Origin of the sequence: Pseudomonas sp. GD04015 (assembly GCF_029837675.1) — a bacterium.
Classification (GTDB): Bacteria; Pseudomonadota; Gammaproteobacteria; order Pseudomonadales; family Pseudomonadaceae; genus Aquipseudomonas; species Aquipseudomonas paralcaligenes.
Map to the genome: position 1 here is coordinate 126,102 of NZ_JAOEEE010000001.1, position 24,137 is coordinate 150,238.

General features: G+C 64.3%; 42 protein-coding genes. 27 read left to right on the forward strand and 15 right to left on the reverse strand.

Going from position 1 to position 24,137, the window contains the following annotated elements; genetic code table 11:
* Window positions 1–26: 26 nt before the first annotated feature.
* Window positions 27–629, reverse strand: a complete 603-nt coding sequence (locus tag N7640_RS00560) for a DUF1566 domain-containing protein (RefSeq protein WP_279903243.1) — start codon at window positions 627–629, stop codon at window positions 27–29.
* Window positions 630–747: 118 nt separating this feature from the next.
* Between N7640_RS00560 and N7640_RS00565 the strand changes: the two genes are divergently transcribed.
* On the forward strand, window positions 748–996 hold the full coding sequence (locus tag N7640_RS00565; protein ID WP_279903242.1) for a hypothetical protein: 249 nt from the start codon (window positions 748–750) through the stop codon (window positions 994–996).
* A gap of 6 nt (window positions 997–1,002) precedes the next feature.
* Complete coding sequence (locus tag N7640_RS00570) at window positions 1,003–1,245, forward strand: hypothetical protein (RefSeq protein ID WP_279903241.1); 243 nt, start codon at window positions 1,003–1,005, stop codon at window positions 1,243–1,245.
* A gap of 2 nt (window positions 1,246–1,247) precedes the next feature.
* Here the strand turns inward: N7640_RS00570 and N7640_RS00575 are convergent, their stop codons facing one another.
* From N7640_RS00575 to N7640_RS00610, 8 genes are all read right to left on the reverse strand, one after another.
* Complete coding sequence (locus N7640_RS00575) at window positions 1,248–1,430, reverse strand: hypothetical protein (RefSeq protein WP_279903240.1); 183 nt, start codon at window positions 1,428–1,430, stop codon at window positions 1,248–1,250.
* A gap of 49 nt (window positions 1,431–1,479) precedes the next feature.
* Entirely contained in the window at window positions 1,480–1,866 is a 387-nt protein-coding gene (locus N7640_RS00580) for a hypothetical protein (protein WP_279903239.1), read from the reverse strand.
* Window positions 1,863–2,177, reverse strand: a complete 315-nt coding sequence (locus N7640_RS00585) for a hypothetical protein (protein ID WP_279903237.1) — start codon at window positions 2,175–2,177, stop codon at window positions 1,863–1,865. The genes N7640_RS00580 and N7640_RS00585 overlap by 4 nt, the downstream gene beginning before the upstream one ends.
* Window positions 2,178–2,204: 27 nt before the next feature.
* Window positions 2,205–2,522, reverse strand: a complete 318-nt coding sequence (locus N7640_RS00590; RefSeq protein WP_279903236.1) for a hypothetical protein — start codon at window positions 2,520–2,522, stop codon at window positions 2,205–2,207.
* The gene (locus tag N7640_RS00595; RefSeq protein ID WP_279903235.1) at window positions 2,522–3,085 is read right to left on the reverse strand and encodes a hypothetical protein; all 564 of its coding nucleotides are present in this window, start codon (window positions 3,083–3,085) and stop codon (window positions 2,522–2,524) included. Before N7640_RS00595 ends, N7640_RS00590 begins: the two co-directional genes overlap by 1 nt.
* On the reverse strand, window positions 3,082–3,348 hold the full coding sequence (locus N7640_RS00600) for a hypothetical protein (RefSeq protein WP_279903234.1): 267 nt from the start codon (window positions 3,346–3,348) through the stop codon (window positions 3,082–3,084). The genes N7640_RS00595 and N7640_RS00600 overlap by 4 nt, the downstream gene beginning before the upstream one ends.
* A gap of 174 nt (window positions 3,349–3,522) precedes the next feature.
* Entirely contained in the window at window positions 3,523–3,999 is a 477-nt protein-coding gene (locus tag N7640_RS00605; RefSeq protein ID WP_279903233.1) for a hypothetical protein, read from the reverse strand.
* Between the two features lie 23 nt (window positions 4,000–4,022).
* The gene (locus N7640_RS00610) at window positions 4,023–4,337 is read right to left on the reverse strand and encodes a hypothetical protein (RefSeq protein ID WP_279903232.1); all 315 of its coding nucleotides are present in this window, start codon (window positions 4,335–4,337) and stop codon (window positions 4,023–4,025) included.
* Window positions 4,338–4,367: 30 nt separating this feature from the next.
* On the opposite strand from N7640_RS00610, the gene N7640_RS00615 reads away from it, so the two are divergent.
* On the forward strand, window positions 4,368–4,667 hold the full coding sequence (locus N7640_RS00615; RefSeq protein ID WP_279903231.1) for a hypothetical protein: 300 nt from the start codon (window positions 4,368–4,370) through the stop codon (window positions 4,665–4,667).
* 10 nt (window positions 4,668–4,677) lie between these two features.
* Here the strand turns inward: N7640_RS00615 and N7640_RS00620 are convergent, their stop codons facing one another.
* The 4 genes from N7640_RS00620 to N7640_RS00635 form a co-directional block, all read right to left on the reverse strand.
* Complete coding sequence (locus tag N7640_RS00620) at window positions 4,678–4,884, reverse strand: hypothetical protein (RefSeq protein WP_279903230.1); 207 nt, start codon at window positions 4,882–4,884, stop codon at window positions 4,678–4,680.
* A gap of 328 nt (window positions 4,885–5,212) precedes the next feature.
* Window positions 5,213–6,151: a hypothetical protein gene (locus N7640_RS00625; RefSeq protein ID WP_279903229.1), complete on the reverse strand. Its 939-nt coding sequence runs from the start codon at window positions 6,149–6,151 to the stop codon at window positions 5,213–5,215.
* Window positions 6,144–6,611, reverse strand: coding sequence for a hypothetical protein (locus N7640_RS00630; RefSeq protein WP_279903228.1), 468 nt, complete (start codon window positions 6,609–6,611; stop codon window positions 6,144–6,146). Before N7640_RS00630 ends, N7640_RS00625 begins: the two co-directional genes overlap by 8 nt.
* Entirely contained in the window at window positions 6,592–7,065 is a 474-nt protein-coding gene (locus N7640_RS00635; protein WP_279903226.1) for a helix-turn-helix transcriptional regulator, read from the reverse strand. Before N7640_RS00635 ends, N7640_RS00630 begins: the two co-directional genes overlap by 20 nt.
* 109 nt (window positions 7,066–7,174) lie before the next feature.
* Between N7640_RS00635 and N7640_RS00640 the strand changes: the two genes are divergently transcribed.
* The 12 genes from N7640_RS00640 (at window position 7,175) to N7640_RS00695 (ending at window position 12,686) form a co-directional block, all read left to right on the forward strand.
* The gene (locus N7640_RS00640; protein ID WP_279903224.1) at window positions 7,175–7,378 is read left to right on the forward strand and encodes a Cro/CI family transcriptional regulator; all 204 of its coding nucleotides are present in this window, start codon (window positions 7,175–7,177) and stop codon (window positions 7,376–7,378) included.
* Window positions 7,379–7,408: 30 nt separating this feature from the next.
* Window positions 7,409–7,714, forward strand: a complete 306-nt coding sequence (locus N7640_RS00645) for a hypothetical protein (RefSeq protein ID WP_279903223.1) — start codon at window positions 7,409–7,411, stop codon at window positions 7,712–7,714.
* A 245-nt stretch (window positions 7,715–7,959) separates the two neighbouring features.
* The gene (locus tag N7640_RS00650) at window positions 7,960–8,385 is read left to right on the forward strand and encodes a phage regulatory CII family protein (protein ID WP_279903222.1); all 426 of its coding nucleotides are present in this window, start codon (window positions 7,960–7,962) and stop codon (window positions 8,383–8,385) included.
* On the forward strand, window positions 8,382–9,125 hold the full coding sequence (locus N7640_RS00655; RefSeq protein WP_279903220.1) for a helix-turn-helix domain-containing protein: 744 nt from the start codon (window positions 8,382–8,384) through the stop codon (window positions 9,123–9,125). The genes N7640_RS00650 and N7640_RS00655 overlap by 4 nt, the downstream gene beginning before the upstream one ends.
* 65 nt (window positions 9,126–9,190) lie before the next feature.
* Window positions 9,191–9,775 carry a replication protein P gene (locus tag N7640_RS00660; RefSeq protein WP_279903218.1) on the forward strand — a complete coding sequence of 195 codons (585 nt, stop codon included), beginning with the start codon at window positions 9,191–9,193 and terminating at the stop codon, window positions 9,773–9,775.
* Entirely contained in the window at window positions 9,775–9,981 is a 207-nt protein-coding gene (locus tag N7640_RS00665; RefSeq protein ID WP_279903216.1) for a hypothetical protein, read from the forward strand. The genes N7640_RS00660 and N7640_RS00665 overlap by 1 nt, the downstream gene beginning before the upstream one ends.
* Window positions 9,974–10,120: a hypothetical protein gene (locus tag N7640_RS00670; RefSeq protein ID WP_279903215.1), complete on the forward strand. Its 147-nt coding sequence runs from the start codon at window positions 9,974–9,976 to the stop codon at window positions 10,118–10,120. Before N7640_RS00665 ends, N7640_RS00670 begins: the two co-directional genes overlap by 8 nt.
* The gene (locus tag N7640_RS00675; RefSeq protein WP_279903213.1) at window positions 10,113–11,114 is read left to right on the forward strand and encodes a site-specific integrase; all 1,002 of its coding nucleotides are present in this window, start codon (window positions 10,113–10,115) and stop codon (window positions 11,112–11,114) included. The genes N7640_RS00670 and N7640_RS00675 overlap by 8 nt, the downstream gene beginning before the upstream one ends.
* 85 nt (window positions 11,115–11,199) lie before the next feature.
* On the forward strand, window positions 11,200–11,478 hold the full coding sequence (locus N7640_RS00680) for a hypothetical protein (RefSeq protein ID WP_279903210.1): 279 nt from the start codon (window positions 11,200–11,202) through the stop codon (window positions 11,476–11,478).
* On the forward strand, window positions 11,475–12,053 hold the full coding sequence (locus N7640_RS00685; protein WP_279903208.1) for a hypothetical protein: 579 nt from the start codon (window positions 11,475–11,477) through the stop codon (window positions 12,051–12,053). Before N7640_RS00680 ends, N7640_RS00685 begins: the two co-directional genes overlap by 4 nt.
* A 153-nt stretch (window positions 12,054–12,206) precedes the next feature.
* Window positions 12,207–12,377, forward strand: coding sequence for a hypothetical protein (locus N7640_RS00690; RefSeq protein ID WP_279903207.1), 171 nt, complete (start codon window positions 12,207–12,209; stop codon window positions 12,375–12,377).
* 69 nt (window positions 12,378–12,446) lie between these two features.
* On the forward strand, window positions 12,447–12,686 hold the full coding sequence (locus N7640_RS00695) for a hypothetical protein (protein ID WP_279903206.1): 240 nt from the start codon (window positions 12,447–12,449) through the stop codon (window positions 12,684–12,686).
* Window positions 12,687–12,775: 89 nt separating this feature from the next.
* Here the strand turns inward: N7640_RS00695 and N7640_RS00700 are convergent, their stop codons facing one another.
* A complete protein-coding gene (locus N7640_RS00700) occupies window positions 12,776–13,204 on the reverse strand; it encodes a type II toxin-antitoxin system HicB family antitoxin (RefSeq protein WP_279903205.1) in 429 nt (142 codons plus the stop codon).
* Window positions 13,205–13,254: 50 nt separating this feature from the next.
* Window positions 13,255–13,437: a type II toxin-antitoxin system HicA family toxin gene (locus N7640_RS00705; protein WP_279903204.1), complete on the reverse strand. Its 183-nt coding sequence runs from the start codon at window positions 13,435–13,437 to the stop codon at window positions 13,255–13,257.
* A 90-nt stretch (window positions 13,438–13,527) separates the two neighbouring features.
* Between N7640_RS00705 and N7640_RS00710 the strand changes: the two genes are divergently transcribed.
* The 12 genes from N7640_RS00710 to N7640_RS00765 all read left to right on the forward strand — a co-directional run bounded on the left by N7640_RS00710 (window position 13,528) and on the right by N7640_RS00765 (window position 24,078).
* Window positions 13,528–13,929, forward strand: coding sequence for a putative holin (locus tag N7640_RS00710; RefSeq protein WP_279903203.1), 402 nt, complete (start codon window positions 13,528–13,530; stop codon window positions 13,927–13,929).
* Window positions 13,922–14,275: a phage holin family protein gene (locus N7640_RS00715; RefSeq protein WP_279903201.1), complete on the forward strand. Its 354-nt coding sequence runs from the start codon at window positions 13,922–13,924 to the stop codon at window positions 14,273–14,275. Before N7640_RS00710 ends, N7640_RS00715 begins: the two co-directional genes overlap by 8 nt.
* Window positions 14,276–14,464: 189 nt before the next feature.
* The gene (locus N7640_RS00720) at window positions 14,465–15,256 is read left to right on the forward strand and encodes a hypothetical protein (RefSeq protein ID WP_279903200.1); all 792 of its coding nucleotides are present in this window, start codon (window positions 14,465–14,467) and stop codon (window positions 15,254–15,256) included.
* A 160-nt stretch (window positions 15,257–15,416) separates the two neighbouring features.
* Complete coding sequence (locus tag N7640_RS00725) at window positions 15,417–15,962, forward strand: terminase small subunit (protein WP_279903199.1); 546 nt, start codon at window positions 15,417–15,419, stop codon at window positions 15,960–15,962.
* A complete protein-coding gene (locus N7640_RS00730) occupies window positions 15,934–17,922 on the forward strand; it encodes a terminase gpA endonuclease subunit (protein WP_279903198.1) in 1,989 nt (662 codons plus the stop codon). The genes N7640_RS00725 and N7640_RS00730 overlap by 29 nt, the downstream gene beginning before the upstream one ends.
* Entirely contained in the window at window positions 17,910–18,137 is a 228-nt protein-coding gene (locus N7640_RS00735) for a primosomal replication protein PriB/PriC domain protein (RefSeq protein WP_279903197.1), read from the forward strand. The genes N7640_RS00730 and N7640_RS00735 overlap by 13 nt, the downstream gene beginning before the upstream one ends.
* A complete protein-coding gene (locus N7640_RS00740; protein ID WP_279903196.1) occupies window positions 18,134–19,777 on the forward strand; it encodes a phage portal protein in 1,644 nt (547 codons plus the stop codon). Before N7640_RS00735 ends, N7640_RS00740 begins: the two co-directional genes overlap by 4 nt.
* Window positions 19,752–21,878, forward strand: coding sequence for a ClpP-like prohead protease/major capsid protein fusion protein (locus tag N7640_RS00745; protein ID WP_279903195.1), 2,127 nt, complete (start codon window positions 19,752–19,754; stop codon window positions 21,876–21,878). Before N7640_RS00740 ends, N7640_RS00745 begins: the two co-directional genes overlap by 26 nt.
* A 78-nt stretch (window positions 21,879–21,956) precedes the next feature.
* Window positions 21,957–22,271, forward strand: a complete 315-nt coding sequence (locus N7640_RS00750) for a capsid cement protein (protein WP_279903193.1) — start codon at window positions 21,957–21,959, stop codon at window positions 22,269–22,271.
* Window positions 22,272–22,273: 2 nt separating this feature from the next.
* Window positions 22,274–22,591 carry a hypothetical protein gene (locus N7640_RS00755; RefSeq protein ID WP_279903192.1) on the forward strand — a complete coding sequence of 106 codons (318 nt, stop codon included), beginning with the start codon at window positions 22,274–22,276 and terminating at the stop codon, window positions 22,589–22,591.
* Window positions 22,588–23,034, forward strand: a complete 447-nt coding sequence (locus N7640_RS00760; protein ID WP_279903191.1) for a hypothetical protein — start codon at window positions 22,588–22,590, stop codon at window positions 23,032–23,034. Before N7640_RS00755 ends, N7640_RS00760 begins: the two co-directional genes overlap by 4 nt.
* A 27-nt stretch (window positions 23,035–23,061) precedes the next feature.
* Entirely contained in the window at window positions 23,062–24,078 is a 1,017-nt protein-coding gene (locus N7640_RS00765) for a hypothetical protein (RefSeq protein ID WP_279903190.1), read from the forward strand.
* Window positions 24,079–24,137 lie beyond the last annotated feature (59 nt).

Sequence of the window (24,137 nt, forward strand, 5' to 3'; positions counted from 1 at the left end):
AGGCGGCCAAGTGAATTACCGAATGATCAAATGAAGAATCTGCGGACGGGGCGGACGCGGAACTCGTAGTACTTGCCGTAGTAGTGCTGGTAGCCATCTTCGAAAAGCATGGTGAAGGCGGAGGTGGCGGAGCGCTGCGTGCTCGACCAGTACCAGCAATCCTTGGCGAACAGATCGGGGGCATTCAGCCAGGCCTGATACAGCTCGGCGCAGGCTGGCAGGTAGAAGTCGCGGTGGTTGTCGGCCTGGTGCTCTGCGCAGGCCGTGGCGGCCGGATGGTCGCCCTCCAAGAGGAGGGCTTGCGTGTTCGCCAGGCCGTCCCGCTTGCTGGTCGCGTCGGACTCCTTGCCGCGGCCGCCCCAGGCGCGGTCGCCAAGATCCTGGGCGCCGACAATCAGGTAATGGGCCGGGGTTCCTTCCTGCTCAGGGACGAAGCCGGCGTTGTGGCCGCCCTGCCCGGGCCAGTAATCGCCGATGCGCGGGGCATTCTGCGCGGCGGCAGTGATTGCATCGTCCGCCACCTGCTGGGTGGCTCCGACCTGTGCCAACGCTGCGGCGATAAAGGTTGTTGCGACAACGTGTGCAGGCACCTTCAGGACAAGCCCTTCGGGGGTCTTCACCGTGATCATTTCTCGCTTCATGGGAGTAGTCTCGCGGTTGAGTTGAGAGCTGCTGGATGAACGGCCGTCGCCGGCCGGGCAATGGAATGCAAGAATACTGTTCGTTTGTACAGTATTTGGTGCGACTATGAGTTCGTTCGGTTTGCCTGGCTTCAGCCCTGTTGCAGATGCAGAGCTGCGGCGAGTCTGGAATGAGAACGCCTTTCCTGAGGCGCGCCATCTTGTGCTGGAGATAGTTCGCTACCGCAGGCTGCTCGCCGAGATCGATGGTCATTACGTGCAGATTCACCGGGCGTGGCGCGACACGGTGGGCGGCGACTTGGTGGGGCTTCACCTGCTCAAGCAAGTGATGCACCGGGAGCGCCACCGTGTGTGAGCTGCCATGAAAATCCCAGGCTGCCCGGTGTGCTTCCAGCCCGTCGACGAGAAGCTGTTCCGCGATGATGGCGTCGAGGTGATGTGCCGAGAGTGCGGTCACTTCATGCTCGGCAACGAGCTGGCGGCGCGCCTGAGCTGCTTCATGTTCGATACGCGCGCTGCACATCAGAGACTGAAGGAGCGCCGCCAGCACGACCCTGTACCTGTGCTTGGGGTCGGCGACGAGGACCTGCTATTCAGGAGGTAGAGCTAGCGCCCCTGGCGCAGATCTGCCAACTTGCGGGTAAGGTCCATGGTGGTACGTCGTAGGGCGCCGGCCTCTACCGGCGTTCGTTTGCCGCCGGCGGCTTTCCGGGCGGCGCGAAGCTGGCGCGCCGCGCGCAGGCATCGCGCAAGTTCGAGAATGGTCTGGTCGAGCGTGTGGTTGCGCATGGCTGCCTCGCCTCTATGTGGGTTAGAAGAGCCCCCAGGTCGGTCGGGGTCATGCCGCCTGTCCCTTCGTCGGCATCCAGTCAACGAAGCCGTAGCGCAGCGCCTTGGTCTTCTTGTCGATGATCGGCTTGCCCTGGGCATCGGTGAGCACGCAGCGGGCCTTGATGCGCATGTCGCGGCATTTGTCGGTGCGCCGAGCCAGGTCGATGAACTGCTGCGCGAACTCGGGCGAGTCGAGCAGCACGGACAGTTGCCGCACCTTGCGCCCGGCCATGATCACCTCGGCGCAGCGCTCGACGGCCTCCAGCCATTCGTCCATGGTGAGTTGCTGCTTACCGCCCGGGGTGTCTTTGTTGTCCCGGGTGGACGGGGTTTTCTTCTTGGCCTCCTCGAGCGCTGCGGCGCGAGTCATGCCGAACACGGCGAAGGTGCTCATAGGGCATTCTCCAGCTTGGTGAGGGCGAGCTTTACTTGGTCGTAGCGCTCCTGCAGGTCCTGCAGTTCCAGTGCTTCGCGGATGCGCGATATGCAGGCTTCGCATTCGTCCTTCAGGATGTTCAGGTCGTCTTCTGCCCGCTCTGCCGCTCGCTCTGCGTCTCGCGCTTCTTCCTCTAGCGCCGCCTCTCGATCCAGCCGCGCCGACTTGCCGCGCGCAAAGCGTTCGGCGAGCTCCTGTGCGGCTTCCGGGTGTATCGGGGCGTAGTCTTCAAGCTCTTCGTCGGTGCAGCTCTTCACGGGAAGTCCCATGGGGATCTCCTTGCGGCATTCGGCCGGCTACTGGTCAGCTTCATCCATGCGCGCCGCCGCCCGAGCTCCGGCCTGGCGCAGCGTGCGCGCTACGTTTTCGCTGATGTGGATTTCGTGGCGCGGAGCTGTGAGAAGGTGGGCGGAGCCCTCTCTGCCAAGCGCGTGCGTGTTGAGAATCATCAGGGACATGGCCTCGGCCATGGTCGTGACGTTGTGCCACTGCATCAGCTCGGCGAGCTGGGCCTTGGTACCGGGTGGCGCCGGCAGGCGAAGGTCTTCGATGCCCTTATCCTTGCGCCTGGCTGCTGATTCCGCAGACCTGCGCTGCGTGGTCTTGGCGGCCATCAAGAGCGCCCTGCGGGCTTGGCCTTTCGGCCGAGGCCGATGGTGCTATTGAACTTGCGTATGGCTCGGCGACTGTCCGCTAGGCCATCCCTGAACGCGATTCCCTGGCGCTTGGCCAGCGAGCGCAGAGAGCTGCGGGTACGGTTCATGAGTTCGGCGGCCTCGTAGATGTTGTGCGTGGCCGCCAACTGCTTGGCCTTTTCTATCTCCGCTTCCGTGTAGGGCCTGCCGCGCCCGCCCTCGAAGCGGATGCCGTTGCGCAGCGCTACGCTCTTCACTGTGCTGACGCCGTAGCCGATGGCCTCGGCGACCTGTTCGGAGGTCATGGTCTTGGCCAGCTCGCGGATGCGTTCCAGATGGTCGTCGATGCGCCCCTGCCGGCTGGGGCGAGGGCGTTTGACCTTGGTGCTGTAGCGCCGCGGCTTGCGCTCCGATGGTGGTGGCTCGCGGCGCGGCGGCAATGGAGCGATGCCCTCGAACCCTGGCACGACCACGACGGCGCCGCCGGCCGCCAGGAAGGCGGCCATCTTGTGCTGCAGGTCTGCGCCTGCCTGGGTGCTCATGCCGGCACCTGCAGGGTGCCGCGCTCCAGGGCCAGCGCAACGTCCATGGCGTCGGCGTAGCGCTCGCGGAATGCGAGGGTGCGGTGGGTGTCGGCGTCCTGCACCTGCACCATGTTGCCGCTGATGAACAGGCGAGTTGCCCGCGGCGGGTTGATCGGCGTCACCTGGCGGCGTGCCTCGAAGGCCATCCGGGCCTGGCCGGCCTGGCGGAGCAGTAGGGCGAGTTCGCGTGCCGCCTCGCGGCCGCGCTGAAGGATGTTCATGGCGTGTTCTCCGGGGTGGTTGCGTGCATATGTAGGCGGGGAAAAGAGCCCCGGCGAACCGGGGCAAGCACGTCACTTCAGGTGATGCTTCCCGCATCGGAGAGCGGTCAGGCGGTGCCGGCCGCTCTCCTGATGCGCCCTCCAGAGAAGGCGCCTAGCGTTCGAAGGAATGAATTACTGAAGGAGCAATCTGCGGACGGGGCGGACGCGGAACTCGCCGTCCTTGTCGAGGCTGAGCTGGTAGCCATCTGCGAAACACATGTAGAAGGCGTAGTTGGCGGAGCGCTGCGTGCTCGACCAGTACCAGTGATCTTCGTCCAGGTCATCGAGGTGGCCGGCTTGCTTCGCCACCATCAGGGCGTGGCACTCGAACGCGGATGGGATGTGCGCGTCGATTTCCAGCGCCTGCTTCGCCAAGGCGCTTCCGGCTTCCGCCATCGCGACGGTATTGGCGTGACCGTCGCCGTGGGTAGTGGGCACGTGCTGCCTGTACTCGCCCCAGGGGCCGACCAGCTCCGCTTCCGCCGGCAGGGCGACCAGCGCTACCTCTTGCGCGCCCTCTTGGCCGCCGATCCAGTAGCGGGCGATCAGCGTGCCGCCTTCGAGCGGTTGGCCGAAGGCGGGGAGGTCGGTGCGTGCGATTGTTTTCATGGGTTGCTCCTGTGGATTGGCCGTCAGGCCGCGCGGCGTGCCCACCAGCAGATGGGGCCGTTGGTGGTGTTGTGCATGGCGAGTGGGAACCAGCCGTTGCCGGCCGGCGGTTGCGGCTTCCAGTAGCTGAAGTCGGGGTCGTTGACGGCGAAGAAGCGCTCGGCGACTTCCGGGGCGGCGTTGCCGTCCAGCGGAGTGCCGACGACTTCCAGGCCCTGCTGCTGACGCCAGTGCTCGCACACCGGCGCGGCGCCGTCGGGGAAGTTCGGTAGGTCAGGGTGGCGCCAGGAGCCGTCGGGCTCGCGCACCACCTTGGTGGGCTTGATCAGGGTGGGCATGGGTGGGTCCTCTTGCTAGGATTTGCTGCAGTGATCAACGCAACGGAAGCGATCCGAATGGATGCGAAAAGTCTTGAAGTGCTGCAGCAGCTGAAGCAGTCCATGGAGGCCGACAAGCGCGTCGAGCAGGCCAAGGACTGGATTGAGAAGGTGTGTCGCTTCTGCAAGGCCACCTTCGTTGCCCACAAGGACTGGAAGCCTCAGCCCATCATGTGCAAGGGGTGCAGAACCGAGCGGAAGACCCATTACGAGGTGCCTGAAGGAGACACGCTCTTCACCGAGACTCGGGTCTTTCATGGTGGCGGACCCGGAACCGGGCGCCGAAAATGACTACGAGCTGCTAGTCGACGCTGACATTTCCTCCGCCTGGCCTCTCGATGCACTTCAGCATCTCGCGCTGGAGCTCTCCGATTGCCCAAGCGCACGCCATGATGGATGCCTCTCTACAGCTCGCGTTCTTGGATGCGAACCCTTCTATCTGGATGCCTTCGCGGGAGATTTTCACCACTCCCTTCTTGGTCAGCTTCATCGGTTCTACGTTGTTCATCGTCTTCTCCGCTTGACTTCCCAATGCCGCCTCCAGACACGGAAGCGGCATCAGTGAAATCGTTCTCGCAAGCCTCCGCGCCGATGACCGGTGGCGGACGCCTTGCGTGTTGCGGTGACGTCAACAGGATTCAAACGCCGTATGGCACCTGTTGATCTCTGCGGGTTGTTAAAGAGCGGTGGCCTTACGGCCTCGCCTTGAAATCCGGCGGTATTGAATTAACTATCTCTTGCGGTAATAGATATGTCAATACCTGCGGATTTAATATTTTTGGCGCACATGAAAAAGCCCGCTCTAGGCGGGCTTAATGGGGAGGTGAAGGTGAGGTCTAGCCTTCGGTCACCAGCTTGTAGGTCGACACTTCCTTGGCGGTAAGGGGGTCGATCCTGCTGTACATCATGGCCTTGAGCTTGACGTGCATGCCAAGTGTGTACTGCTGGATGTGGGCGAACTGCTGCTTGTTGTAGGCGATCTTGTACTTGCGTTTGTCCAGCTCGCTACGGATGTAGATGGCGCCGTTCTCCTTCAGATCAGTGATTCGCCCCTCAAGGTTGACCGGGACTGGTTCCACTGCCTCGAAGGTAGACAGGCGCTCATGTGCCTGGCGCACATCGTTGAGCGAGCCTCCCCACTGATAGACCCGGGCGTTTGGCGCCGGCCAGGTCAGCTCTGCACCAATGCCGCGCCGCTCCAGCTCACCCAGCATTTCACTGAGGGCCTTGGTGGCAGAGACGCCAATGACGCTCACCAAGTCCCGGATCTTCTCTTGGGTGGGGGCCTGGAGTACGTCGAAAATCTGCTCCAGAGCGCCCTCGAGTATGGATTCGCCAGCGGCATCCGGCGCCATGTTGCCGGCCAGCAGCAAGCGGGTGGACCCGGTTGCCAGGTAGGACAGGCGCAGGTCCATGTCGTGGGCCAGGCTGTCAGGTATGCCGTTTCTTGGCGAGCAGCCGTGGCGCAGATGGTAGGCCGCGTAGGTGAGCACTCGGTTGAGCTTGTCCGAGAGCTTGGAGAGCAGCGCCAGGGGAATGCTGCCATCCATTCTCATGCCCATCAGGCGCAGCTCGACCACCTCGTTCTGCAGCGCTTCCTTGGCCAGCCGCAGCTCTTGCTTGAGGTCTTCTTCATGGGCCTGCCAGGATTGCAACGAGAGCCTGATGGAGGGCTTTGCGCCGGCCGCCAGGCGATCCTGGTCGCGGGCTATGAATTCCTTGACCTGAGCAAGCTGGCGCTCAAGCCAATCTATGCGATTTGCTTGCTCAGTCATGGTTGATCCTCAGTTCGGCCAAGCCTTTTGGCGTCACCTCATCGCGCTGGGTTCCGAATTGCGCGGACCAGAACTGCAGCGCTTCGTTATCGTTGGATGCCGCCGAGAATACGTGGAGCCCGAAGCGGGTTTTCACCTGGTGCGTGTTGAGTAGACCGTTCAGCAGCTCAATCGATGACTCGGAAAGTTCGTCAACGCATTGGGCGTCATAGACAACCACCAGGTCGATATCGTCCGGATCGAGCTTGGTGCACATGAAAGAGCCATCTACCCAGATGAAGGCCTTCAGGCCGGCGCTCTGCAGTAGCTCCAAGTATACGGTGAGCGCGTTGTAGAGCGGCTGCCTTCTGGCGGATTCCGGGAAGGCGTCCACAGTCAGAACGCGCAATGTTTCGAGCGAGTGGGGGTGCAGGCCTTCATCCGCCAGGAGTGGCGGGAAATCAATCTTTGGCTGTTCCATTGTCCGGAATCAACAGGTCCATTGCTTGCTTGAGCTTCCTTGCCTGTTCCGGCGTAAGCCTGAGCATCATGTCGGCGACCTCGTCGACGTCTGCCCGTTGTTCGGCGGGGGCCGCCTCATAAAGGTCGTCTTGGTATGAGCGTGGTGAATTGCCGATTCCGCCATGTGCCGCTGCTGCCATTGCGGCGATTTCCTTGGAAAGTCTCGGACTGAAGCTCTCAACAGGAACCCCCAGCAATCCGGCAACGACCGAGGCAAATCGCGCGTTCAGGGCGTTGTAACCATTCAAGTAAGAGCTAACGGCCCCCTGACTGATTTCAAGTGCGTCGGCGATCTTCCCTTGGCTAAGACTGTCCTTTCTGCTTTTTCCCTTGTTGAAGTCGTCCACTGCAGCCTTGAGCGCCAAGCACTCGGCCCTTTCCCAATCTTCAATTTCGCGTTTCTTCTCGGACATGTCGCAATCCTATTCCCGGCGGGAATGGTTATCCATTACCGCGGGATTTGACTTGTGATAATCCGGCGGTAATACTTCTCGCGCACAGCACTTCCCGGAGAGAAGGTTCATGCGCCGCATCCCCCTAAATGAATTCGCAACCGAGAAAAGCCAGGTTAATGCGGCCTCCCTGCTCGGCATGACTCAAGGAGCGCTGAGCAAAGCGCTTCGCGTAGGTCGTGACATTTACGTCACCGAGCACGACGACGGCACCTACTCGGCCGAGGAGGTGAAGCCATTCCCCTCCCAGGGCCAGCCTCGGCTGGCGTCCTGACATGCACCTGCACAGGGAGGCTCACCACCCATGATCATCGACATTTTCCTGGTTGCCGTCGGCTCGGTCGGGGCGGCCGGTGTGATCGCCATCGTCTGCCATGCGTTCGGCTACGAAGCGGGCCGCAACAAAGCGCTTGATGACCGCCTCTATCCGGATGCCGACGCCCCATACGTGCACTTCGCGCGCGGGATGGACCGTTTCGAGGATCGCCTCGATTTCCTCCATCGGGCGATCAAGCGCTTGCATGAGATCGAGTCAGCCAAGGCCGAGAAAGCCAAGGATCAGGGCGCCCGCGACGAGCCCGATCAGCCAGAGGGCAACGGTCTTGATTGACCCTTGCCGGCGCTCCCAGCAGAGCCGAAGTGGTGTGATCCCGCCTCGGCCCTCGGGAAAGTATTCCTTGTCCCAATGCTTCTCCTTCCAGCGCTTCCAGCGCCTTTTCAGCCAGTTCATGCCAGGCCTCCGTGGCCGTTCTGAGTGGAATCAAAACGATACCACGGGGCTCCTGGCGCCAATTTGAGTGCAGTTTGCCGGCGGCTTGTCGCCGGCTCCACGGAAAGAGCAGAGAGGTTTTACGAATGGACCAGTTCCTGCGGGCGTGCCATGCCGCCGTGCATGACGCCGAGCCGAAGCGCCTAGCCGCTCAGATGGGCTTGCCGCACATGAGCTTGCTGCAGCGCGCCAACCCGGACAACGACGCGCACAAGCTGACGATCAATCAGCTGTTCCAGATCCTGATGCACACCCGGGACATGCGCCCGCTCCAGGCGCTGGCCGAGGAGTTCGGGTTCGATCTGGTGGCGCGCGAGGGGGCGGCGCCGAAGAACCTGGCCGCCGCGTTGCTGCACATGCACGGCGAGGTGGCCGATGTGACCAAGGCAGTGACCGAGGCCCTGGCCGATAACGTCCTGACCCGGGAGGAGCGCCAGGGCATTTGCACCGAGATTGGCGAAGCACGCAAGAGCCTGGATGTGCTCGAGGCGTCGGTGAAGGAGGCGTCGTGAGCGTTCAAGCGATGACTTGGGCGCTCGAGCAGCGCCTGGTGGCCGATGCCTCCGCCCGGCATGTATTGCTGTGCCTGGCGAACTACGCGGACAAGGACGGCCGCAACGCCTTTCCCTCGGCTGCAAGCCTGGCCGAGGACACGGGGCTTTCCGAGCGCACGGTGCGCTACAAGCTGGATTCCCTGGAGTCGGCCGGGCTGATCGCGCGCGGAAATCAGGCCATTGCGCTGGCCCATATCGAGCGCCGTGACCGCACCCCGGTTTGCTATGACCTGATGATGCGTCGGGGTGCAAACCCTGCACCCCGCGATGAGGTGGTTGCGGGGTGCAATGGTTGCACCTCGGAGGATGCCACGGGGTGCAATCCACAACAGAACGGGGTGCAATCTACGACAGAACGGGGTGCAGCGGTTGCACCCAATCCGTCACTGAACCGTCAATTAACCGAAAAGCCACTGCGCGGCGTCGGCGAGTTGCAGCGGTCGCCGATGGTCGAAGGCTGGCAGCCGGACGAGGGGCAGTTGGTGGCCCAATGCCGGATGCAGGGTGTCGACCGGGAGTTGATCACCGAGGCGATGGTGCAGGAGTTCGTGGCGTTCTGGCTTACCCGCGCTGTGGCCGACAGCGCTGGTGGCTGGTGTCACCGCCTGGTGAAGCGGGCTCGGGCCGTTGCGCTGCAGGCACCACCTGCCCCTGCGGCGCCCCAGGGTGATTGGGCCGCCGGCGGGGTGATCCTGTGAGGCCCGCTGGCGAGGTGGCGAAGCACCTCCGGCCTGGTGCTGTGCAGCCGCCGGCGGCCGCAGTGATGCAGGTCGATCCGGCCACCCGGGCGGTGGTCGATGATCTGTTCGAGCGCCTGAAGGCGCACTTCCCGGCCTGGCGGCAGGCGTGGGCCGAGGAGGCCGACCTGGCTGCCGCGAAGCGTGAATGGCTGGCAGAGTTCATGCGCGCAGGCATCCGTTCCCTCGAGCAAATCCAGTGCGGCCTGCGCCGTGCGGCGCGGTCCCGTTCGGCGTTCGTGCCTGCACCCGGGGTGTTCGTGGATTGGTGCTTTGCGCCGGAGGCGTTCGGCTTGCCGGGTGTCGAGAAGGCCTATCGCATTGCGCTGCGCAACACGCATCCGGCTCAGGCCGGCTGTGCCCGCTGGCCGCATGCCGCGATTTATCACGCCGCTGTCGCCTCCGGGTATCTGGCGCTGCAGCGGATGGACCGGAAGGTCGGCATGGAGGTGTTCCAGCGCAAGTACCTGGAGCAGTGCCGGAAGCTGGGGCGCGGCGAGGAGTTGTCGCCGGCGCCGGTTGCAGCGCTGGCCCAGGAGTTCCGCAAGGGTTCGCCGGAGGTGGCCTCCGCCGCGCTGGCGGGTATTCGTCGACAGTTGGGGGTGAGCTGATGGCTATTCGGCACTGGAACGATTTTGACGATATTCGAGGTGACGTGATGACTTGGATTGTTGCTCTGCTGATCGGTTGGCTTTGCGGCTGGTGGCACGCACATAGCGTCGTGGCCACGGAGTGCCAGAAGCTCGGCAAGTTCTACGTGGGCGACACGGTTTACGAGTGTCAGGCCATACGGGCGAAGGAGAAGCCTGGTGCCTGAACGCAACGACTCCGCCGAGCAAGAAGCCGCCGCCGGCGGATCGCCGGAGGCGCCGGCACGTTCCTGTGGCGGCGCGGGCGTCTGCCAGCTGTGTGCTGACGACAAGGCCCGCCCGGCGGCGGAGGTGCATCGTGGCTGAGCGTGCGGTGGGGCGCGGGCGAGCTACCGCACCGCTGCGCCAGGTCGGCCAGGTGGTGGGGTGGTGGGTGGAGCGGTTGGAGGGCAATCGCTCGGTGTCGGCCAGTTACCGGGCGACTATGGCCAGTCTCGCCCGGGTGCATGTGATCCCCAGACTTGGGCGTGTCACGCTGCGGCAGCTCGACCGGGCGACGGTGGATGACTTGCTGGTGTGGCCGATGCAGCAGACGCATTCGCCACACACCGTCCACAAGGCCCTGCAGGCCATGCTGGCGGCGCTGGCGCTGGCGGCCAAGCAGAAGCGCATCGAGCGCAACCCGCTGGAGGGTGTGAGCTTCCGCGACTTCTGGTCCGGCAAGCTGCAGCCGAAGCCGGCCGGCCTGCTGCCGGTGGCGGTGACTGAGCTCCTGGCGCGCCTGGTGAGCGTCTTCGAGTCCCGGCCGGTGGCGGGGATGCTGGCCCTGTCGATGCTGGCGAACGCCACGCGCATCGGCGAGACGTGCGCCGCCCGCCGTGCGGACATCAGCCTGATTGACCGGGTGTGGATCTTCCCCGCGGCGAACACGAAGACCCGGCAGGAGCTGGTGGTGCCGCTGACGGCGCAGACCTGCGCGCTGCTGTCCCGTTACTGGCAGGCGCTGCCGCCGGGGCGCCAGGGTAGCCCGTGGGTGTTCCCCGGCCCGAACGGGAAGCCGCTCAGCGCGAATCAGGCCAGCAGGCTGATTGCCGAGGTGAGCGGGGGAGAGTGGACAAGCCACGACCTGCGCAAGCTGGCCCGCACAGTGTGGGCGGAGATCGGCGTGGATTACCTGGTGGGCGAGATGATGCTTAACCACTCGGTGGGCACCCTGGCAAAAACCTACATCAAGACCACCGCTGACCAGCTCCGCCGCGATGCGCTGGAGCGCTGGCACGAATGGCTCGACGTGCGCGGTTTCACTGCTGCACATGGCCTGAAAACTGGCAAAACCGCATTTTCCTCGGAGTGCCGCTAGCCCAGCAGTGGCGCGGCTTTCCAGCGTTTCTGGAATTTCCACCAGAGGAAGATGCAAACGGCCTGCAGGGCCAGGAGGTAACCCGATGAGCTCTACCGTACCGATGTCGCTCCGCAAGGCCCTGGAGCCCTTCGAGGGCCAGTTTCTGAAGAAGGCCGGCAAGATGCTGGCCGAGGAGAAGTTTGGCGGGCGCGCCGCCATGGCCGACCTGCTGGACATCGTGGCCAGCTGGCACGCCTTCCGGGGCACGATCAGCTTCAGCGACTACGCCCGCCGCTGGGTTGAGGAGGGGAACGCCGGCAGCCCTGCATCTGATCGCCTGCTACGCCTTGCCTTGAGTCTTGATCCGAAGGGGGCTGCATGAAGCCTGTGTACCGCGATGTCAGGACCGCAATCGCTCGCATCATGAGCATCGAGGCCAACGACGGCACCGCCAAGGCGCCATGGCAGCGCCGCTACCAGGCACCGGGAAGCGAAGGCGCCCAGATGCTGGATGATCAGGAGTCCCTGAGCCCAGAGGAGCGTATGGCACAGGACAGCATGGCCAGGGGGGTGGCACACCGGGTTCTCCCGCCTGAACAGTGGCATGCGCTGGTGGCGAAGTATTCGATCAACGATAGCGAGGTGGGGGAGTCGGTCCGCTGGCTGATTCCGCGCGTGGTGAGTCCCGCTCACCACCTGTTCAAGACGAAATGCGTTTTCGCTTGGGCCCACCCCCAGAAGGCCGGCACGGAAGGGGCGAAGACCTCCCGCTATGCTGCTCCTGGGAGCTTCTACGATGTTTCGACGTGGGACAGTAGCGGCACGCCAGATCGGACCTTGCGGCGCTGGCGTAAGGTCACCGAGCTCTGGCTGAATGATCGAGTCAACCACGGGCACCAGACACTCGACGTGGCGTTCACCGCGGCGGGGCTGATGTTCCGCGGGGATGTTGCTTGACAGTGACCGTGTGACCGTTTTAGATTCTAACCTGCGGTTCGGTGCGCTCCAGAGGTGAGAGCCCGAACAGATCAAAGCCCGGCCATTGTGTCGGGCTTTTTCGTTCCCAGGGCCCGGCCATCACGCTGGGCTTTGTCGTTTCTGGAGTCCGGGATGGCGCTAGAGCAACGCATCAGGCGTTGGTGCCGAGAGGCAGAACGGCGCGGCCGGAAGCTGGAGCGGATACTGATCCACCCCGACGACCTGGCCGAGGCCATCACGCTGTACCCCTGGCTACCGATCAAGGTACTTGGCCAGGACACAAACACCGAGGCCCAGCCATAGCGCTGGGCTTTTTCGTTTCAGCAGGCGATAGACAGATAGGCCCCTCCTGCACCACCAGAGGAAACCACTATGTCGCATCGCATGCGCTGCAAGATGATCTGCCACTCCGTCACCCCGAACGAACATAGCAACGGTGAGCTCTGCACCGTCGAGCTCGGCGCGGTGTACTCGGAGAAGAAGGAAACCGAGGACTACATCTACGGCAAGGCCACGCCCTACGGGTCGTTCCGCGCCGGCATCGTCACCGAAGTGGCGCAGAAGATGGAGATCGGGAAACCCTACTACGTGGACATCTTCCCGGCCGAGTAGCCGGCTCTGCCCCTGGCTCGGGGCGTTTATTGTTCTGGTCTGCTCTGGCAGGGAGCAGGCCGCAGCCCCGGACATCCGGGGCGTTTTCTTCAAGCCGCGTCGACCACCTGCAGTTCGATGCGCTTGCCCATGGCTGCCAATGCGCCCTCGAGGAGATCGATCTTGGTGGGGTGCAGGAAGTCGACGAGGCGGGCGCCCTGGATCTGGGCCACGCCCAGGAGGCGGCACAGATCGGCCTTGCGCATACCGCGTGCGACCATCTCGTTCCACAGGGCGATCTTGGCCACGGTCACGGTTGGCAGGTGAACGACTCGCTCGCCTGGCTCAGGTGCTGACGCGGCCGGGATGGCCCGGCGCTGGTCAACGTAGATCGACAGTGCTGTTTCGATAGCGTCCACGGCTTCGGCCATGGCATGCGCCTCGTCGTCGCCATAGCTGTTCAGCTCAGGCAGGTCGCGACAGAACACGGCCAGGCCTGGAGTATCGTCCCGCTCGAAGCGGATTGCGTAGCTGTACATGGTCACTCCTATGCGGGTGATCGTTCAGTGTCCAGATGCACCAAGGGGGCTCACTTGAGCCCCAGTTGCTTGATGATCGCTTTGCGGGTCGGTTCCGGCATTTCCTTGGCTCCGTGGTCCGCGAAGACTGTTTGCTTACCCTTGTAGTAGACCTTGAAGTGGCTAGTACCTCTGCCGGCTACGACGGTCACCCCTCGGGCTTTCAACCATCTTCTGAACTCGCTGAACTTCATCACCTCATCTCTGTTGTTGGGATGGATCCAGTATACAACAATTTTGTATCAATACAACAAGATTGTTCCATTTCTTCTAGGGGATCATTCATGGCTGAGCCGAGCGCGGTCGCAGTGGCGGCAGTACCGAGCGCACTCGGTATCGGCGTGGCTTCATTGTTTCCCGGGGTCGACCTGAATGCCGTGATCGGCGCATGGGCCGGCGCACTGTTCTTCGTGACCTGGGCACGTGACCTCTCCGGCTGGGGTCGCCTGGCCTATCTGTTCGTGTCCTGGGTCGGCGGGTACTACATCGCCGCCGAGCTGATGGGGCGCGCCGTGACGCAGTACAGCGGATTGCCCGCACTGCTCGGCGCTGCCTTCATCGTGACTGCGCTGATCGGCGTGGTGGAGTGGGGCAGAGGCGGGCTCATGCCTACCTGGCTCCGCGCTGTCATTGCCTGGGCACGCCGCGCACTGACCCCGCCGGGATCGGGAGGCAGCAATGGGTAACACCGTGTTCGTACTGCTCGACTTGTGGACGGTCGCGGCTGCCGTGATCTGCGCCGCGATCAGCATCCGCATCGTGTGCTGGAAGCCGAACGGCGAGCGGTACCGCTTGGGTCAGTCCCTGGCCGCCTGGTTCATGGCTGCATGCTCAGGCGCCTATGCGCTGCATGTGGGGCTGTACACCCTGTACGCCCGCCCAGTCGCTCCAGTGTCGCCGATGCTGGTTGCCCTGCTGCTGGTTGTGATGGTTCAGGTCTACCGAGCACGCGGCAACGTGGCTGCGTTCTTCCGTGTGGAGTGGAACCCGTCGCCCTGGTCTGGGCTGGATCGTAGGAAGGCGCCGAGATGAAGGCAAGGCCAGTGCAGATCACCGTCCGCATCTATATCGCCTGGTGGTGGCGTGTGTACGTGGCCGGCGTGCTGCTTACCTCCCGCCTTACCGGCTTGAGCCCTGACCCGAGCAAGGTTCTGCACTGGGCGAACAGGGCGATCAAGGCCAGGGTGAAGACACACAAGTGCGGTTAGGAGGGGGAGGCGCATGCGCGGAACGATCAGCGCCGCCGATCTGGATGACGCGGCGGCAGGCCTGCAGGTGCTGGGTAGTGGCCTAGCCGAGGCCGCCTTGGCCGACGCCCTCAACCACACAGCGAATCAGGGTGGGCAAGCGCTGACCCAGGCGATGACTGATGTGTTCGATAGGCCAACGCCCTGGACGCTGAAGTCTACGCGCATCCTGAACGCCACCCCGCAGAGGCTGGAGGCGGCCCTATGGGTACAGGACCAGTCAGGCGGCAAGAACCCATTCAGCGCAGAGGACTACCTGCTGCCCCAGGTGGATGGCGGTGACCGGATCACCCGACGCTCTGAGCGGATGCTGAGAGAGGCGGGCATCCTGCCGTCAGATCGGTTCGTTGTCCCTGGTGCAGGGGCAAGGCTGGACGCCTACGGCAATATCCAGCGTGGGCACCTGATGCAGATCCTGTCGGGCCTCAAGGCCGTGCATCGATCAGGCTCAGACCACAACGCCACGGACAGCGCCAGGTCGGCGCGCAAGGGGCACGCGCGTGCGTTCTTCGTCATGAAGCGAGGGAGCAGGGCAATCGGTATTGCCGAGCGCAGGGGCAAGGAGGTGGCCATGGTGCTGGCCTTCGTGCGTCAGCCTCAGTACCGGGAACGATACAGGTTCCACGACATAGCCCGCCGCGTTGCCGAGAACGATGGTCAGTTGGAAGCGAACATAGACAAGGCGATAGCGGATGCCCTCAGTGGTCGACTGCCAACGAACTTCAGTCGTCGGAAGCGCGACCGGGCGGGGAACATCATTCGCTGACCCCCGTGGCCTGGCCACCCCCTGGCGACCCCTCGGACGCACCATGACGGTGCAGAAAATTCGGGCGGGTCCTCCCAGGGGGGAGGGGGCCAGAGGGTAATTCGAGCCCCGCCTTCACGCGATGTATGACTTTTTTCCGAAGGTTGGTTGTTGTTTTGTCATGAGCACAGAAGACCTCCAGAAAAAGCGCGGATGGCTGAACAAGTCCGAGATGGCCGCAAGCCTCGGCATCTCCCCGCAGGCCTTTGAGAAATGGGGCGTTGAGCCTGCCGCAAAGATCGGTCGCGAGGTGTTCTTTACCGCCCAGGCGGTACTCCAGAACCGGCTTGACTACGCGGCCGGGAAACAACAACCAGCAGGCGCCGACGGTGCCGAGATCGACCCGCTCGCCGATTACAAGCTGACGCTTGAGCGCACGCGCCTGACAGCGGCCCAGGCCTATGGCCAGGAGCAGAAGAACAAGGTGAAGGACCGGGAGCTGGTGCCCGCCCCGTTCGCTACGTTCGCCCTGGCCCGGATCGCGGCCAAGATCGGCTCCAAGCTGGAGACCGTCTGCAAGACCGTTCGCACCCGATTACCTGACACCCCGCCGGTAGTGCTGGAGGCCTTCGAGCACGAGATTGCCGAGGCCCGAAACCTGGCCGTCGACTTCGCCGACGACTTGCCGGAAATCCTGAATGAGTACCTCGCAACCCTGGATGACTGAGCTGCGGAAAGCAGTCGTTCTGGGTTTGCAGGGGATGTACAAAGAGCCGCCGATGACGGCGGTGGAGTGGGCCGACAAGCACTTCTATATGTCGGCCGAGTCCTCGTACAACGAGGGCCGCTGGAAGACCGCGCCGTTCCAGCGCGCGATCCTGAACGCGATGGGGAATGACCTGATCCGGGTCGTCAACTTCGTGAAGTCGGCGCGCATCGGTTACACCAAGATGCTGATGGCCGACATCGGCTACAAGATTCAGCACAAGCGCCGCAATCTGCTGATGTGGAGTCCGACCGACCCGGACGCCGAGAAGATCAGCAAGAGCCATGTCCTCGGCCTGGTGCGTGACGTGCCGGTGCTGCTGGCCCTGGCGCCCTGGTTCGGGAAGAAGGACAGCGACAACACGCTTGACACCAAGGTGTTCGCCAACCGGCGCACCCTCTGGACGCTCGGCGGCAAGGCGGCCCGGAACTACCGCGAGAAATCGGTTGATCAGGTCATCTACGACGAGCTGTCGAAGTTTGACGGGAACATTGAAAACGAGGGTTCGCCGACCTTCCTGGGGGATCAGCGCCTTCGGGGTGCGGTGTATCCGAAGTCGGTTCGGGGTTCGACGCCTGGCGTTGAGGGTGAATGCCAGATCAGCAAGGCGGCCGAGGAGTCGCCGCGCCGCCTGCGGTACCACATCCCCTGTCCGCACTGCCAGCATGAGCAGGCGCTGAAGTGGGGCGGCAAGGACTGCGAGTTCGGGCTGAAGTGGACGACGAACGAGCTGAACGAAGCGACCGCGGCCTGGTACGTCTGCGAGCACTGCGCCGCGACGTTTGAGCATCAGGAGATGGTGCTGGCGGCCGAGCGTGGCCGCTGGATATGCGAGGCGACTGGCGTCTGGACGCGCGACGCCATGGAGTGGTTCGGCGAGGACGGCCAGGCCATCAGGACCCCGCGTTCTGTGGCCTTCTACTGCTGGGCGATTTACAGCACATGGACGGGCTGGATCGCCCTGGTTGACGAGTGGCTGAAGGTCAAGGGCGACCGCGCCAAGCTCCTGACGTTTACCAACACCATTCTCGGCGAAGTCTGGATTGAGGATCAGGCCGAGCGCGTGGAGTGGGAGCAGCTTTACGGCCGCCGCGAAATATACCCCTGCACCGACCGTGTGCCTGAGCAGGCGCTGGGCTTGTTCGGCGGCATCGATACCCAGGACGACCGCTACGAGGGTCGGGTGTGGGCGATCGGCGCCGGCGAGGAGAAGTGGCTGGTTCGTCGCTTCATCCTCAACGGCGACCCCGCCAGCGTCGAGCTACGCCGCAAGGTCGGCGTCGAGCTGAACCGGGAGTTCAAGCGCCCCGACGGTACGCCCATGAGGGTGGAGCGATGGTGCTGGGACGCCGGCGGCCACTACGCCGACGAGGTGCGCGAAGAGAGCATCAAGCATGGCGTGCGCTGGGTGATCCCGATCTTCGGGGCCAGCACCTACGGCAAGCCCATCGCCAACTTCCCGCGCCGCCGGAAGAACAAGATTTACAAGACCGAGGTCGGCACCGACAACGCGAAGGAGCTGATCTACGGCCGCCTGCGCATCGAGGTGCCGCAGCCGTGGGCATCGACGCCCGGCTGCATCCACTTGCCGCTGATCGACTGGTGCGACGAGGACGAGCTGAAGCAGCTGACGGCCGAGCGCAAGAAGCTGGTGATAGTGAAGGGCAAGCGCGAGTCGCGCTGGGACGCCGGCGGGCGCCGCAACGAAGCGGGCGACTGTCTGGTGTACGCCCTGGCCGCACTGCGCATCAGCCAGCAGAACTTCGGGTTTGACCTGGAAGCGCTGGAGGCTGCCCGCGTAGCCGCGGCCAAGCCGGTGGAGGCTGAGGTCGTCGAGCGAGAAACAACACCCCCCCAATCCGCCCAGGACGTGAACGCTGCGTTCCTGAGCACAACAGGTAACGACCCATGGCTACCGTAACGCTCGAAAAAGCGCGGCAGATGCTCAAGGCGTATCTCGACGCCGAGTTCGCAGTAAGCGAGGGGCGGACCGTCTCCTTCGGCGGTCGGTCCCTGACCTCGTTCGACCTGGCCGAGATCCGCGCCGGCCGGCAGGAATGGGAACGCAAGGTCAAGGGGCTGGAGCGGGCCGCCGCTGGCGGCTCCGCCTCCTACAAGCTGGCGACGTTCGATTGAACTGGCTCGACAGGCTGTTGGCGCCGCTGGCGCCGGGGTTCGTGGCGCAGCGCTTGCGCCACCAGGCGGTGATCCAGGCCTACGAGGCCGCCCGCCCGACCCGCACCCACAAGGCCAAGGGTGAAGCGCGTAGCGCGAACATGGCGCTGCAGGCCGCCGGCCGCTCGCTGCGCGAGCAATGCCGCTGGCTGGACGAAAATCACGACATCGTGACTGGCATCTTCGACCGCCTCGAGGAGCGGGTGGTGGGTGGTGCCGGTATCGGTATCGAGCCGCTGGTGCTCGACCTTGCCGGCGAGGTGCATCTGGAGTTCTGCGCGCAGATCAAGACGGCTTGGGCCGAGTGGTCGTTGCGCCCGGAAACCTCCGGCGAGCTGAGCCGCCCGCAGATGGAGCGGCTGATGTGCCGCACCTGGCTGCGCGACGGCGAGGGGCTGGCGCAGAAGGTGATGGGCAACGTGGCGCACTACCGCCACCTGACCCGGGTCCCGTTCGCTCTGGAGCTGCTTGAGCCGGATTATCTGCCGTTCGAGTTGAACGACACGGCGAAGGGCATCATCCAGGGAATCGAGCGCGACGCCTGGCGCCGGGTGCGGGCCTACCACTTGCTGAAGGCTCACCCGGGCGACATGGGGCATGGCATCTACCAGGCCACCAAGCGGGTCGAGGCCGAGCGCGTTATCCACATCGCATACCGCAAGAGGATCGGCCAGAACCGCGGTGTCCCACTGCTGCACGCGGCGCTGATCCGCCTGGCCGACCTGAAAGACTACGAGGAGAGCGAGCGGATCGCGGCGCGCATCGGCGCAGCCATAGCCTTCTACATCAAGAAGGGCGAGCCGCAGGACTACGAGGCTCCGAACGGCGACATCGCCAAGCGTGGTTCCTTTCCCATCGCGCCGGGGATGGTCTTCGACGACCTACGCCCCGGCGAAGACATCGGCATGTTCGAGAGCAACCGGCCGAATCCGATGCTGGAGGGCTTCCGCAACGGCATGTTGCGCGCGGTAGCGGCTGCTGGCCGGTCGGCCTATTCGACCGTCTCCCGCTCCTACGATGGCACCTACTCGGCCCAGCGCCAGGAACTGGTCGAGGCCCAGCTCGGTTACGACCAACTGCAGCATGAGTTCATCGATTATTGGTGCCGCCCGGTGTACCGCACCTGGCTGCCGCTGGCCATCGCCTCCGGCGTGCTCAAGCCGCCTGCCGATGTCGACCTGAACACGCTCTACGCCGCCGTCTACCAGGGGCCGGTCATGCCGTGGATCAACCCGATGCACGAGGCTCAGGCCTGGGAGCTGCTGGTCAAGGGCGGCTTCGCCGACGAGGCCGAGGTGGCCCGCTCGCGTGGCCGCGATCCGCAGGAGCTCAAGCGCTCTCGCATCGGCGAGATCAAGAAGAACCGGGAGGAGGGGCTGGTGTTCAGCTCCGACGCCTTCCACGACGTGCCGGTACCGGACCAGCTCACCGCGGTGGAAGCGGTGCAGAAGGCATACCTCGGCGTCGGGAAGATGATCACCGCCGAGGAGGCCCGCGAGCTGGTCAACCAGCACGGCGCCGGCCTCAAGAACCCGCCCCCCGACTTCACCGAAGACAACCAGAAAGGAGGCGCCCATGGGGAGCCATCGCAACCTGAGTAACGCCCTGCTGGCTCCGCTGGCCATGGCAGTGGCGGCCGGCGCCGCGCTGACCGAGGAGAACAAGCCGAAGGAAAGCTGGTACAGCATCAAGGCCCTGAGCCGCGGCGTCGCCGAGATCCTGCTGTATGACGAGATCGGCATGTGGGGCATCACCGCCCAGCAGTTCGCTCGCGAGCTGAAGGCGCTGGGCGACTTGTCGCTGATCAGCCTGCGTATCCACTCGCCCGGTGGCGACGTGTTCGAGGGCACGGCGATTTACAACCTGCTCAAGCATCACCCTGCCCGGGTGGAGGCTCACATCGACGGCCTGGCCGCTTCGATGGGCTCGGTCATCGCCATGGCCGCCGACACCATCTACATGCCCGAGAACGCGCTGATGATGGTTCACCGCCCCTGGGGCATTCAGGGCGGCGAGGCGGACGATATGCGCCGCTATGCCGACCTGCTGGAAAAGATCGAAGGGACCATGGTCGCGGCCTACATGGCGAAGACCGGGAAGTCCGAAGAAGAAATCAAGGCTCTGCTCAAGGCGGAGACCTGGATGGATGGCCGCGAGGCTGTCGAGGCCGGCTTCGCCGACCAGCTCACCGAGCCGCTCGCCGCGGCAGCTCAACTTACCTCCAAACGCATGCAGGAGTTTGCCCACATGCCCGAAGCACTGAAGACCCTGATGCAGCCGCGCGCGTCCACCCCGACGGCCGCTGCTCCGACTCCGCCGGCCGCGCCGGCGGCACCCACCGCTCCCGCTGCCCCGGCAGCACCTGTCGCCGCTGCGCCGGACGAGGCCTCCATCCTGGCCCGCGCCCAGGCCGCCGAGACCGCCCGCCGCGACGGCATCCGCGCCGTGTTTACCCCGTTCGCTGCCGCCCATGGCGACATGCTGAACGAGCTGCTGCTGGACCAGGGCGTCACCGTCGAGCAGGCCCAGGCCAAGCTCCTGACGGTTCTCGCCGGCGGCGCCACTCCGTCCGAAGGGCCGCAGGCCCGCACCGGCGCCAATGCCCACATCTTCGCCGGCAACGGCAATCTGGTGGGCGACTCCGTGCGCGCTTCCGTGCTGGCCCGCGCCGGCCTGGAGCAGATTCAGGCCGACAACCGCTACAACCACATGAGCCTGATCGAGCTGGCCCGCGCCTCCCTGGTGGATCGCGGTATCGGTGTCGCCAGCCAGAACCGTATGCAGATGGTCGGCCTGGCCTTCACCCACACCACCAGCGACTTCGGCACCATCCTCATCGATGTCGCCCACCGCTCGCTCCTGGCGGGCTGGGAGGAGGCCGAAGAGACCTTCCACCTCTGGACGAAGAAGGGCCAGCTGAGCGACTTCAAGACCATGAACCGCGTGGGTCTGGGCGAGTTCCCCTCCCTGCGAGAAGTTCGCGAGGGCGCCGAATACAAGTACGTGACCGTCGGCGGTCGCTCGGAAGTCATCACCCTGGCCACCTACGGCGAGCTGTTCAGCATTACCCGCCAGGCCATCATCAACGATGACATGAACCTGCTGACCGACATCCCGCGCAAGATGGGCATGGCGGCCAAGGGCACCATCGGCGATCTGGTGTATGCGGTGCTCACCAAAAATCAGGTCCTTTCCGACGGCAAGGCCCTGTTCCACGCTGACCACAAGAACCTGCAGACCGGTGCCGGCTCCGCTCTGTCCATCGAGTCGCTGAGCAAGGCCAAGACTCAGATGGCCACTCAGAAGACCGCGGGCGTGGAGGGTGGCGCACCTCGTACCCTCAACATCCGCCCGGCCTTCTGGCTCGGTCCGGTGGCGCTGGAAGACAAGGCCAAGCAGCTGATCCGCTCGGCCTCGGTGCCCGGCGCCGACGTGAACTCCGGCATCGAGAACCCGATCCGCAACTTCGTCGAGGTGATCGGCGAGCCGCGCCTGGACGATGCGTCGGCGACTGCCTGGTATCTCGCTGCGCGCCAGGGTTCCGACACCATCGAGGTGGCCTACCTCGACGGCAACGAACTGCCCTACATGGAGCAGGAGCAGGGCTTCACCGTCGACGGCGTGGCGACCAAGGTCCGCATCGACGCCGGCGTGGCGCCCATCGACTTCCGCGGCCTGCAGAAGGCGAACGGCGCCGCCTGATCGGCAACCCTCCGACAAGCCCCGCCCAGCGCGGGGCTTTTCGTTTCTGCTTCCCCCTATGCCTCAGGAGAGAACCTCATGGCTAAGAACTACGTGCAGGACGGCGACTCGCTGACCCTGATCGCTCCCGCCGGCGGCGTCGTGTCCGGCAACCCCTATGTAATCGGTGCCCTGGCGGTGGTGGCCCTGGTCACCGCCCCGGCTGGTCAGCCCTTCGCCGCCAGGGCGACCGGTGTCTTCCGCCTGCCGTGCGCCGCAGGCCTGGCCGTGGGCGTCAAGGTCAGCCTGAAGGACGGCGGCCTGGTCGCCGACGGTACCGCCTCCAGCGCGCCGTTCGGCAAGCTGACCCAGGCCGAGGCTGACGGCGTCGCCGACTGCCGCCTGAGCAACTGACGATGGAAGGTCGGTTCGCGCGGTCGCTGGCCAGGCTGCACGCCGCTGGCTCGGCCCGGCTTGCCGATTCGCTGGTAGACCACCTCGACGCCGCTGGCGCGGTGTTGGTGGAGGGGCTGCCGGCGTTTGTGGAGCGAGAGGTTGAGCGGGTCGATGACTTGAGAGACGCGGTTGATCGAGTGATGACCATCGAGGTGTTGAAGGCCTCCCTCCAGCCATACGACCGAAAAGGGTCGTTTCGGCTGAGTGGGCAGGTGCTGCACCTTGATGGCATCGCCTCCGATGACGGCTACCGAATCAACTTCTACGTGGTGCCATGACCATGCCCAGAGACGTTCAGAGCGAAGTGGTCGCCGCGCTGCAGGAGCTTTTGGCTCCAATTGCTCGTGTCGAGGATGGCGACGTGCGCGCGATCCTCGATGTTGAGGATAACGATCTGCCGGACGAGTTCATCGTGCTGCAGATCGGGACCACCGATGAAAGACTCCAAGGTGCGCCGCGCATGCTCAACAGCTTGCCGGAGACGGCGGTGATCAACATCGTGCTGGTCAGCAAACAGCGCCATTACGCAGCGACACTGCGAGCCATGCGCCTGGCCGTAAAGGTGGCGCTGAGAGGCCGGCTCGTAGACCGGCCTCTTGGCGTGGAGGGCGTGAGCAGTATCGAGTTCCAGCAGCAGACACCCACCTATCCCCCACCAGGCAAGCGCTACGCCGCCTACGTGATGCCCCTGCAGATCAACTACACCCAGCCGCTCGCTTGAGCGGCTTTTCTTTTTCAGGAGAACCCTATGCTCTATGCACCTGATCGCTCGCTGATCGGCTTCGGCGTCACGAGCAACAAGCCTTGGCAGAGCCAGCGCGGCCTGCGCGAGGTCGGCAACAGCACTGACCTGAAGCTCCAGCACGCTACCGAGAAGAAGAGCCTGCGCAACTTCCGTACAGGTATCGGCAACAACAACTCGAAGAGCCAGGTCACCGCCGTCACCGGCAGCTTCGTGCTGTACGACATTGGTCCGGCCCAGCTCGCGCTGATGGTCCGTGCTGTCGTCAAAGGCGTCGCCGCCGGCCCTGTAGATAATGAGCCTCATCCGTCCGAAGGTTTCGCTGGCGAGATGATCGTTTTCCGCAATCTGGTCGATGTGACCCAGCCGGTAACCATCCTGTCGCCGCCGGCTACCGCTTCCGTAGCGCCAGCTTCCGGCAACGCCGGTACCGGCACGCTCGGCGTCGTCACCGTCAACGGCGCCGCTGCAGGTGCCTACGAACTGGAGTTCTCCAGCGCTACCGCGTTCACCGTCACCGGCCCGGACACCACCAGCCTGGGCAGTGGCACCGTGGGCGCTCAGTTCTCGGCCGGTGGCTTGTCCTTCACCGTCACCGCAGGCGGCTCGGCCTTCGTCGCCGACGATGCTTTCACCATCACTGTGGCGGCCGGCGAGGAGATGGAGGCGGGCGTGGATTACGTGGTGACCCACTACGGCATCCAGCTGAAGGAGGGCTCGCCGATTGCTGGTCGCGGCGTGATTGCCAGTTACACCCGGATCAAGGCCGACGTGTCCGAGATCCTGCGTGGCGCTACCGTCGAGCAGACCCTGCACTTCGCGGGCATGAACGACGCGCAGAACGGCAAGGCCTACGACGTTACCCTGCACCGCGTCCAGTTCGACGACATCGCCGAGCTGGCGCTGAGCGGCGCCGAGTACGCATCGTACAACGTGACCTTCGAGGCCCTGCAGGACTACACCCGCGTGGACGACCCGAGCGATCCGCTGTCGCAGTTCTACACCATCCGCCAAGCGGCGTAATGGTGCCGGCCAGGGATGGCCGCCAAGGATGGCATTGAGCTACATTCCCTCCCTGAACA

Coding starts and splice junctions, on each gene's coding strand:
- N7640_RS00560 (WP_279903243.1), bottom strand. CDS start 629: ATGATCACGGTGAAGACCCCCGAAGGGCTTGTCCTGAAGGTGCCTGCA.
- N7640_RS00565 (WP_279903242.1), top strand. CDS start 748: ATGAGTTCGTTCGGTTTGCCTGGCTTCAGCCCTGTTGCAGATGCAGAG.
- N7640_RS00570 (WP_279903241.1), top strand. CDS start 1,003: ATGAAAATCCCAGGCTGCCCGGTGTGCTTCCAGCCCGTCGACGAGAAG.
- N7640_RS00575 (WP_279903240.1), bottom strand. CDS start 1,430: ATGCGCAACCACACGCTCGACCAGACCATTCTCGAACTTGCGCGATGC.
- N7640_RS00580 (WP_279903239.1), bottom strand. CDS start 1,866: ATGAGCACCTTCGCCGTGTTCGGCATGACTCGCGCCGCAGCGCTCGAG.
- N7640_RS00585 (WP_279903237.1), bottom strand. CDS start 2,177: ATGGGACTTCCCGTGAAGAGCTGCACCGACGAAGAGCTTGAAGACTAC.
- N7640_RS00590 (WP_279903236.1), bottom strand. CDS start 2,522: ATGGCCGCCAAGACCACGCAGCGCAGGTCTGCGGAATCAGCAGCCAGG.
- N7640_RS00595 (WP_279903235.1), bottom strand. CDS start 3,085: ATGAGCACCCAGGCAGGCGCAGACCTGCAGCACAAGATGGCCGCCTTC.
- N7640_RS00600 (WP_279903234.1), bottom strand. CDS start 3,348: ATGAACATCCTTCAGCGCGGCCGCGAGGCGGCACGCGAACTCGCCCTA.
- N7640_RS00605 (WP_279903233.1), bottom strand. CDS start 3,999: ATGAAAACAATCGCACGCACCGACCTCCCCGCCTTCGGCCAACCGCTC.
- N7640_RS00610 (WP_279903232.1), bottom strand. CDS start 4,337: ATGCCCACCCTGATCAAGCCCACCAAGGTGGTGCGCGAGCCCGACGGC.
- N7640_RS00620 (WP_279903230.1), bottom strand. CDS start 4,884: ATGAACAACGTAGAACCGATGAAGCTGACCAAGAAGGGAGTGGTGAAA.
- N7640_RS00625 (WP_279903229.1), bottom strand. CDS start 6,151: ATGACTGAGCAAGCAAATCGCATAGATTGGCTTGAGCGCCAGCTTGCT.
- N7640_RS00630 (WP_279903228.1), bottom strand. CDS start 6,611: ATGGAACAGCCAAAGATTGATTTCCCGCCACTCCTGGCGGATGAAGGC.
- N7640_RS00635 (WP_279903226.1), bottom strand. CDS start 7,065: ATGTCCGAGAAGAAACGCGAAATTGAAGATTGGGAAAGGGCCGAGTGC.
- N7640_RS00640 (WP_279903224.1), top strand. CDS start 7,175: ATGCGCCGCATCCCCCTAAATGAATTCGCAACCGAGAAAAGCCAGGTT.
- N7640_RS00645 (WP_279903223.1), top strand. CDS start 7,409: ATGATCATCGACATTTTCCTGGTTGCCGTCGGCTCGGTCGGGGCGGCC.
- N7640_RS00650 (WP_279903222.1), top strand. CDS start 7,960: ATGGACCAGTTCCTGCGGGCGTGCCATGCCGCCGTGCATGACGCCGAG.
- N7640_RS00660 (WP_279903218.1), top strand. CDS start 9,191: ATGCAGGTCGATCCGGCCACCCGGGCGGTGGTCGATGATCTGTTCGAG.
- N7640_RS00665 (WP_279903216.1), top strand. CDS start 9,775: ATGGCTATTCGGCACTGGAACGATTTTGACGATATTCGAGGTGACGTG.
- N7640_RS00680 (WP_279903210.1), top strand. CDS start 11,200: ATGAGCTCTACCGTACCGATGTCGCTCCGCAAGGCCCTGGAGCCCTTC.
- N7640_RS00685 (WP_279903208.1), top strand. CDS start 11,475: ATGAAGCCTGTGTACCGCGATGTCAGGACCGCAATCGCTCGCATCATG.
- N7640_RS00690 (WP_279903207.1), top strand. CDS start 12,207: ATGGCGCTAGAGCAACGCATCAGGCGTTGGTGCCGAGAGGCAGAACGG.
- N7640_RS00695 (WP_279903206.1), top strand. CDS start 12,447: ATGTCGCATCGCATGCGCTGCAAGATGATCTGCCACTCCGTCACCCCG.
- N7640_RS00700 (WP_279903205.1), bottom strand. CDS start 13,204: ATGTACAGCTACGCAATCCGCTTCGAGCGGGACGATACTCCAGGCCTG.
- N7640_RS00705 (WP_279903204.1), bottom strand. CDS start 13,437: ATGAAGTTCAGCGAGTTCAGAAGATGGTTGAAAGCCCGAGGGGTGACC.
- N7640_RS00710 (WP_279903203.1), top strand. CDS start 13,528: ATGGCTGAGCCGAGCGCGGTCGCAGTGGCGGCAGTACCGAGCGCACTC.
- N7640_RS00715 (WP_279903201.1), top strand. CDS start 13,922: ATGGGTAACACCGTGTTCGTACTGCTCGACTTGTGGACGGTCGCGGCT.
- N7640_RS00720 (WP_279903200.1), top strand. CDS start 14,465: ATGCGCGGAACGATCAGCGCCGCCGATCTGGATGACGCGGCGGCAGGC.
- N7640_RS00725 (WP_279903199.1), top strand. CDS start 15,417: ATGAGCACAGAAGACCTCCAGAAAAAGCGCGGATGGCTGAACAAGTCC.
- N7640_RS00730 (WP_279903198.1), top strand. CDS start 15,934: ATGAGTACCTCGCAACCCTGGATGACTGAGCTGCGGAAAGCAGTCGTT.
- N7640_RS00735 (WP_279903197.1), top strand. CDS start 17,910: ATGGCTACCGTAACGCTCGAAAAAGCGCGGCAGATGCTCAAGGCGTAT.
- N7640_RS00745 (WP_279903195.1), top strand. CDS start 19,752: ATGGGGAGCCATCGCAACCTGAGTAACGCCCTGCTGGCTCCGCTGGCC.
- N7640_RS00750 (WP_279903193.1), top strand. CDS start 21,957: ATGGCTAAGAACTACGTGCAGGACGGCGACTCGCTGACCCTGATCGCT.
- N7640_RS00755 (WP_279903192.1), top strand. CDS start 22,274: ATGGAAGGTCGGTTCGCGCGGTCGCTGGCCAGGCTGCACGCCGCTGGC.
- N7640_RS00760 (WP_279903191.1), top strand. CDS start 22,588: ATGACCATGCCCAGAGACGTTCAGAGCGAAGTGGTCGCCGCGCTGCAG.
- N7640_RS00765 (WP_279903190.1), top strand. CDS start 23,062: ATGCTCTATGCACCTGATCGCTCGCTGATCGGCTTCGGCGTCACGAGC.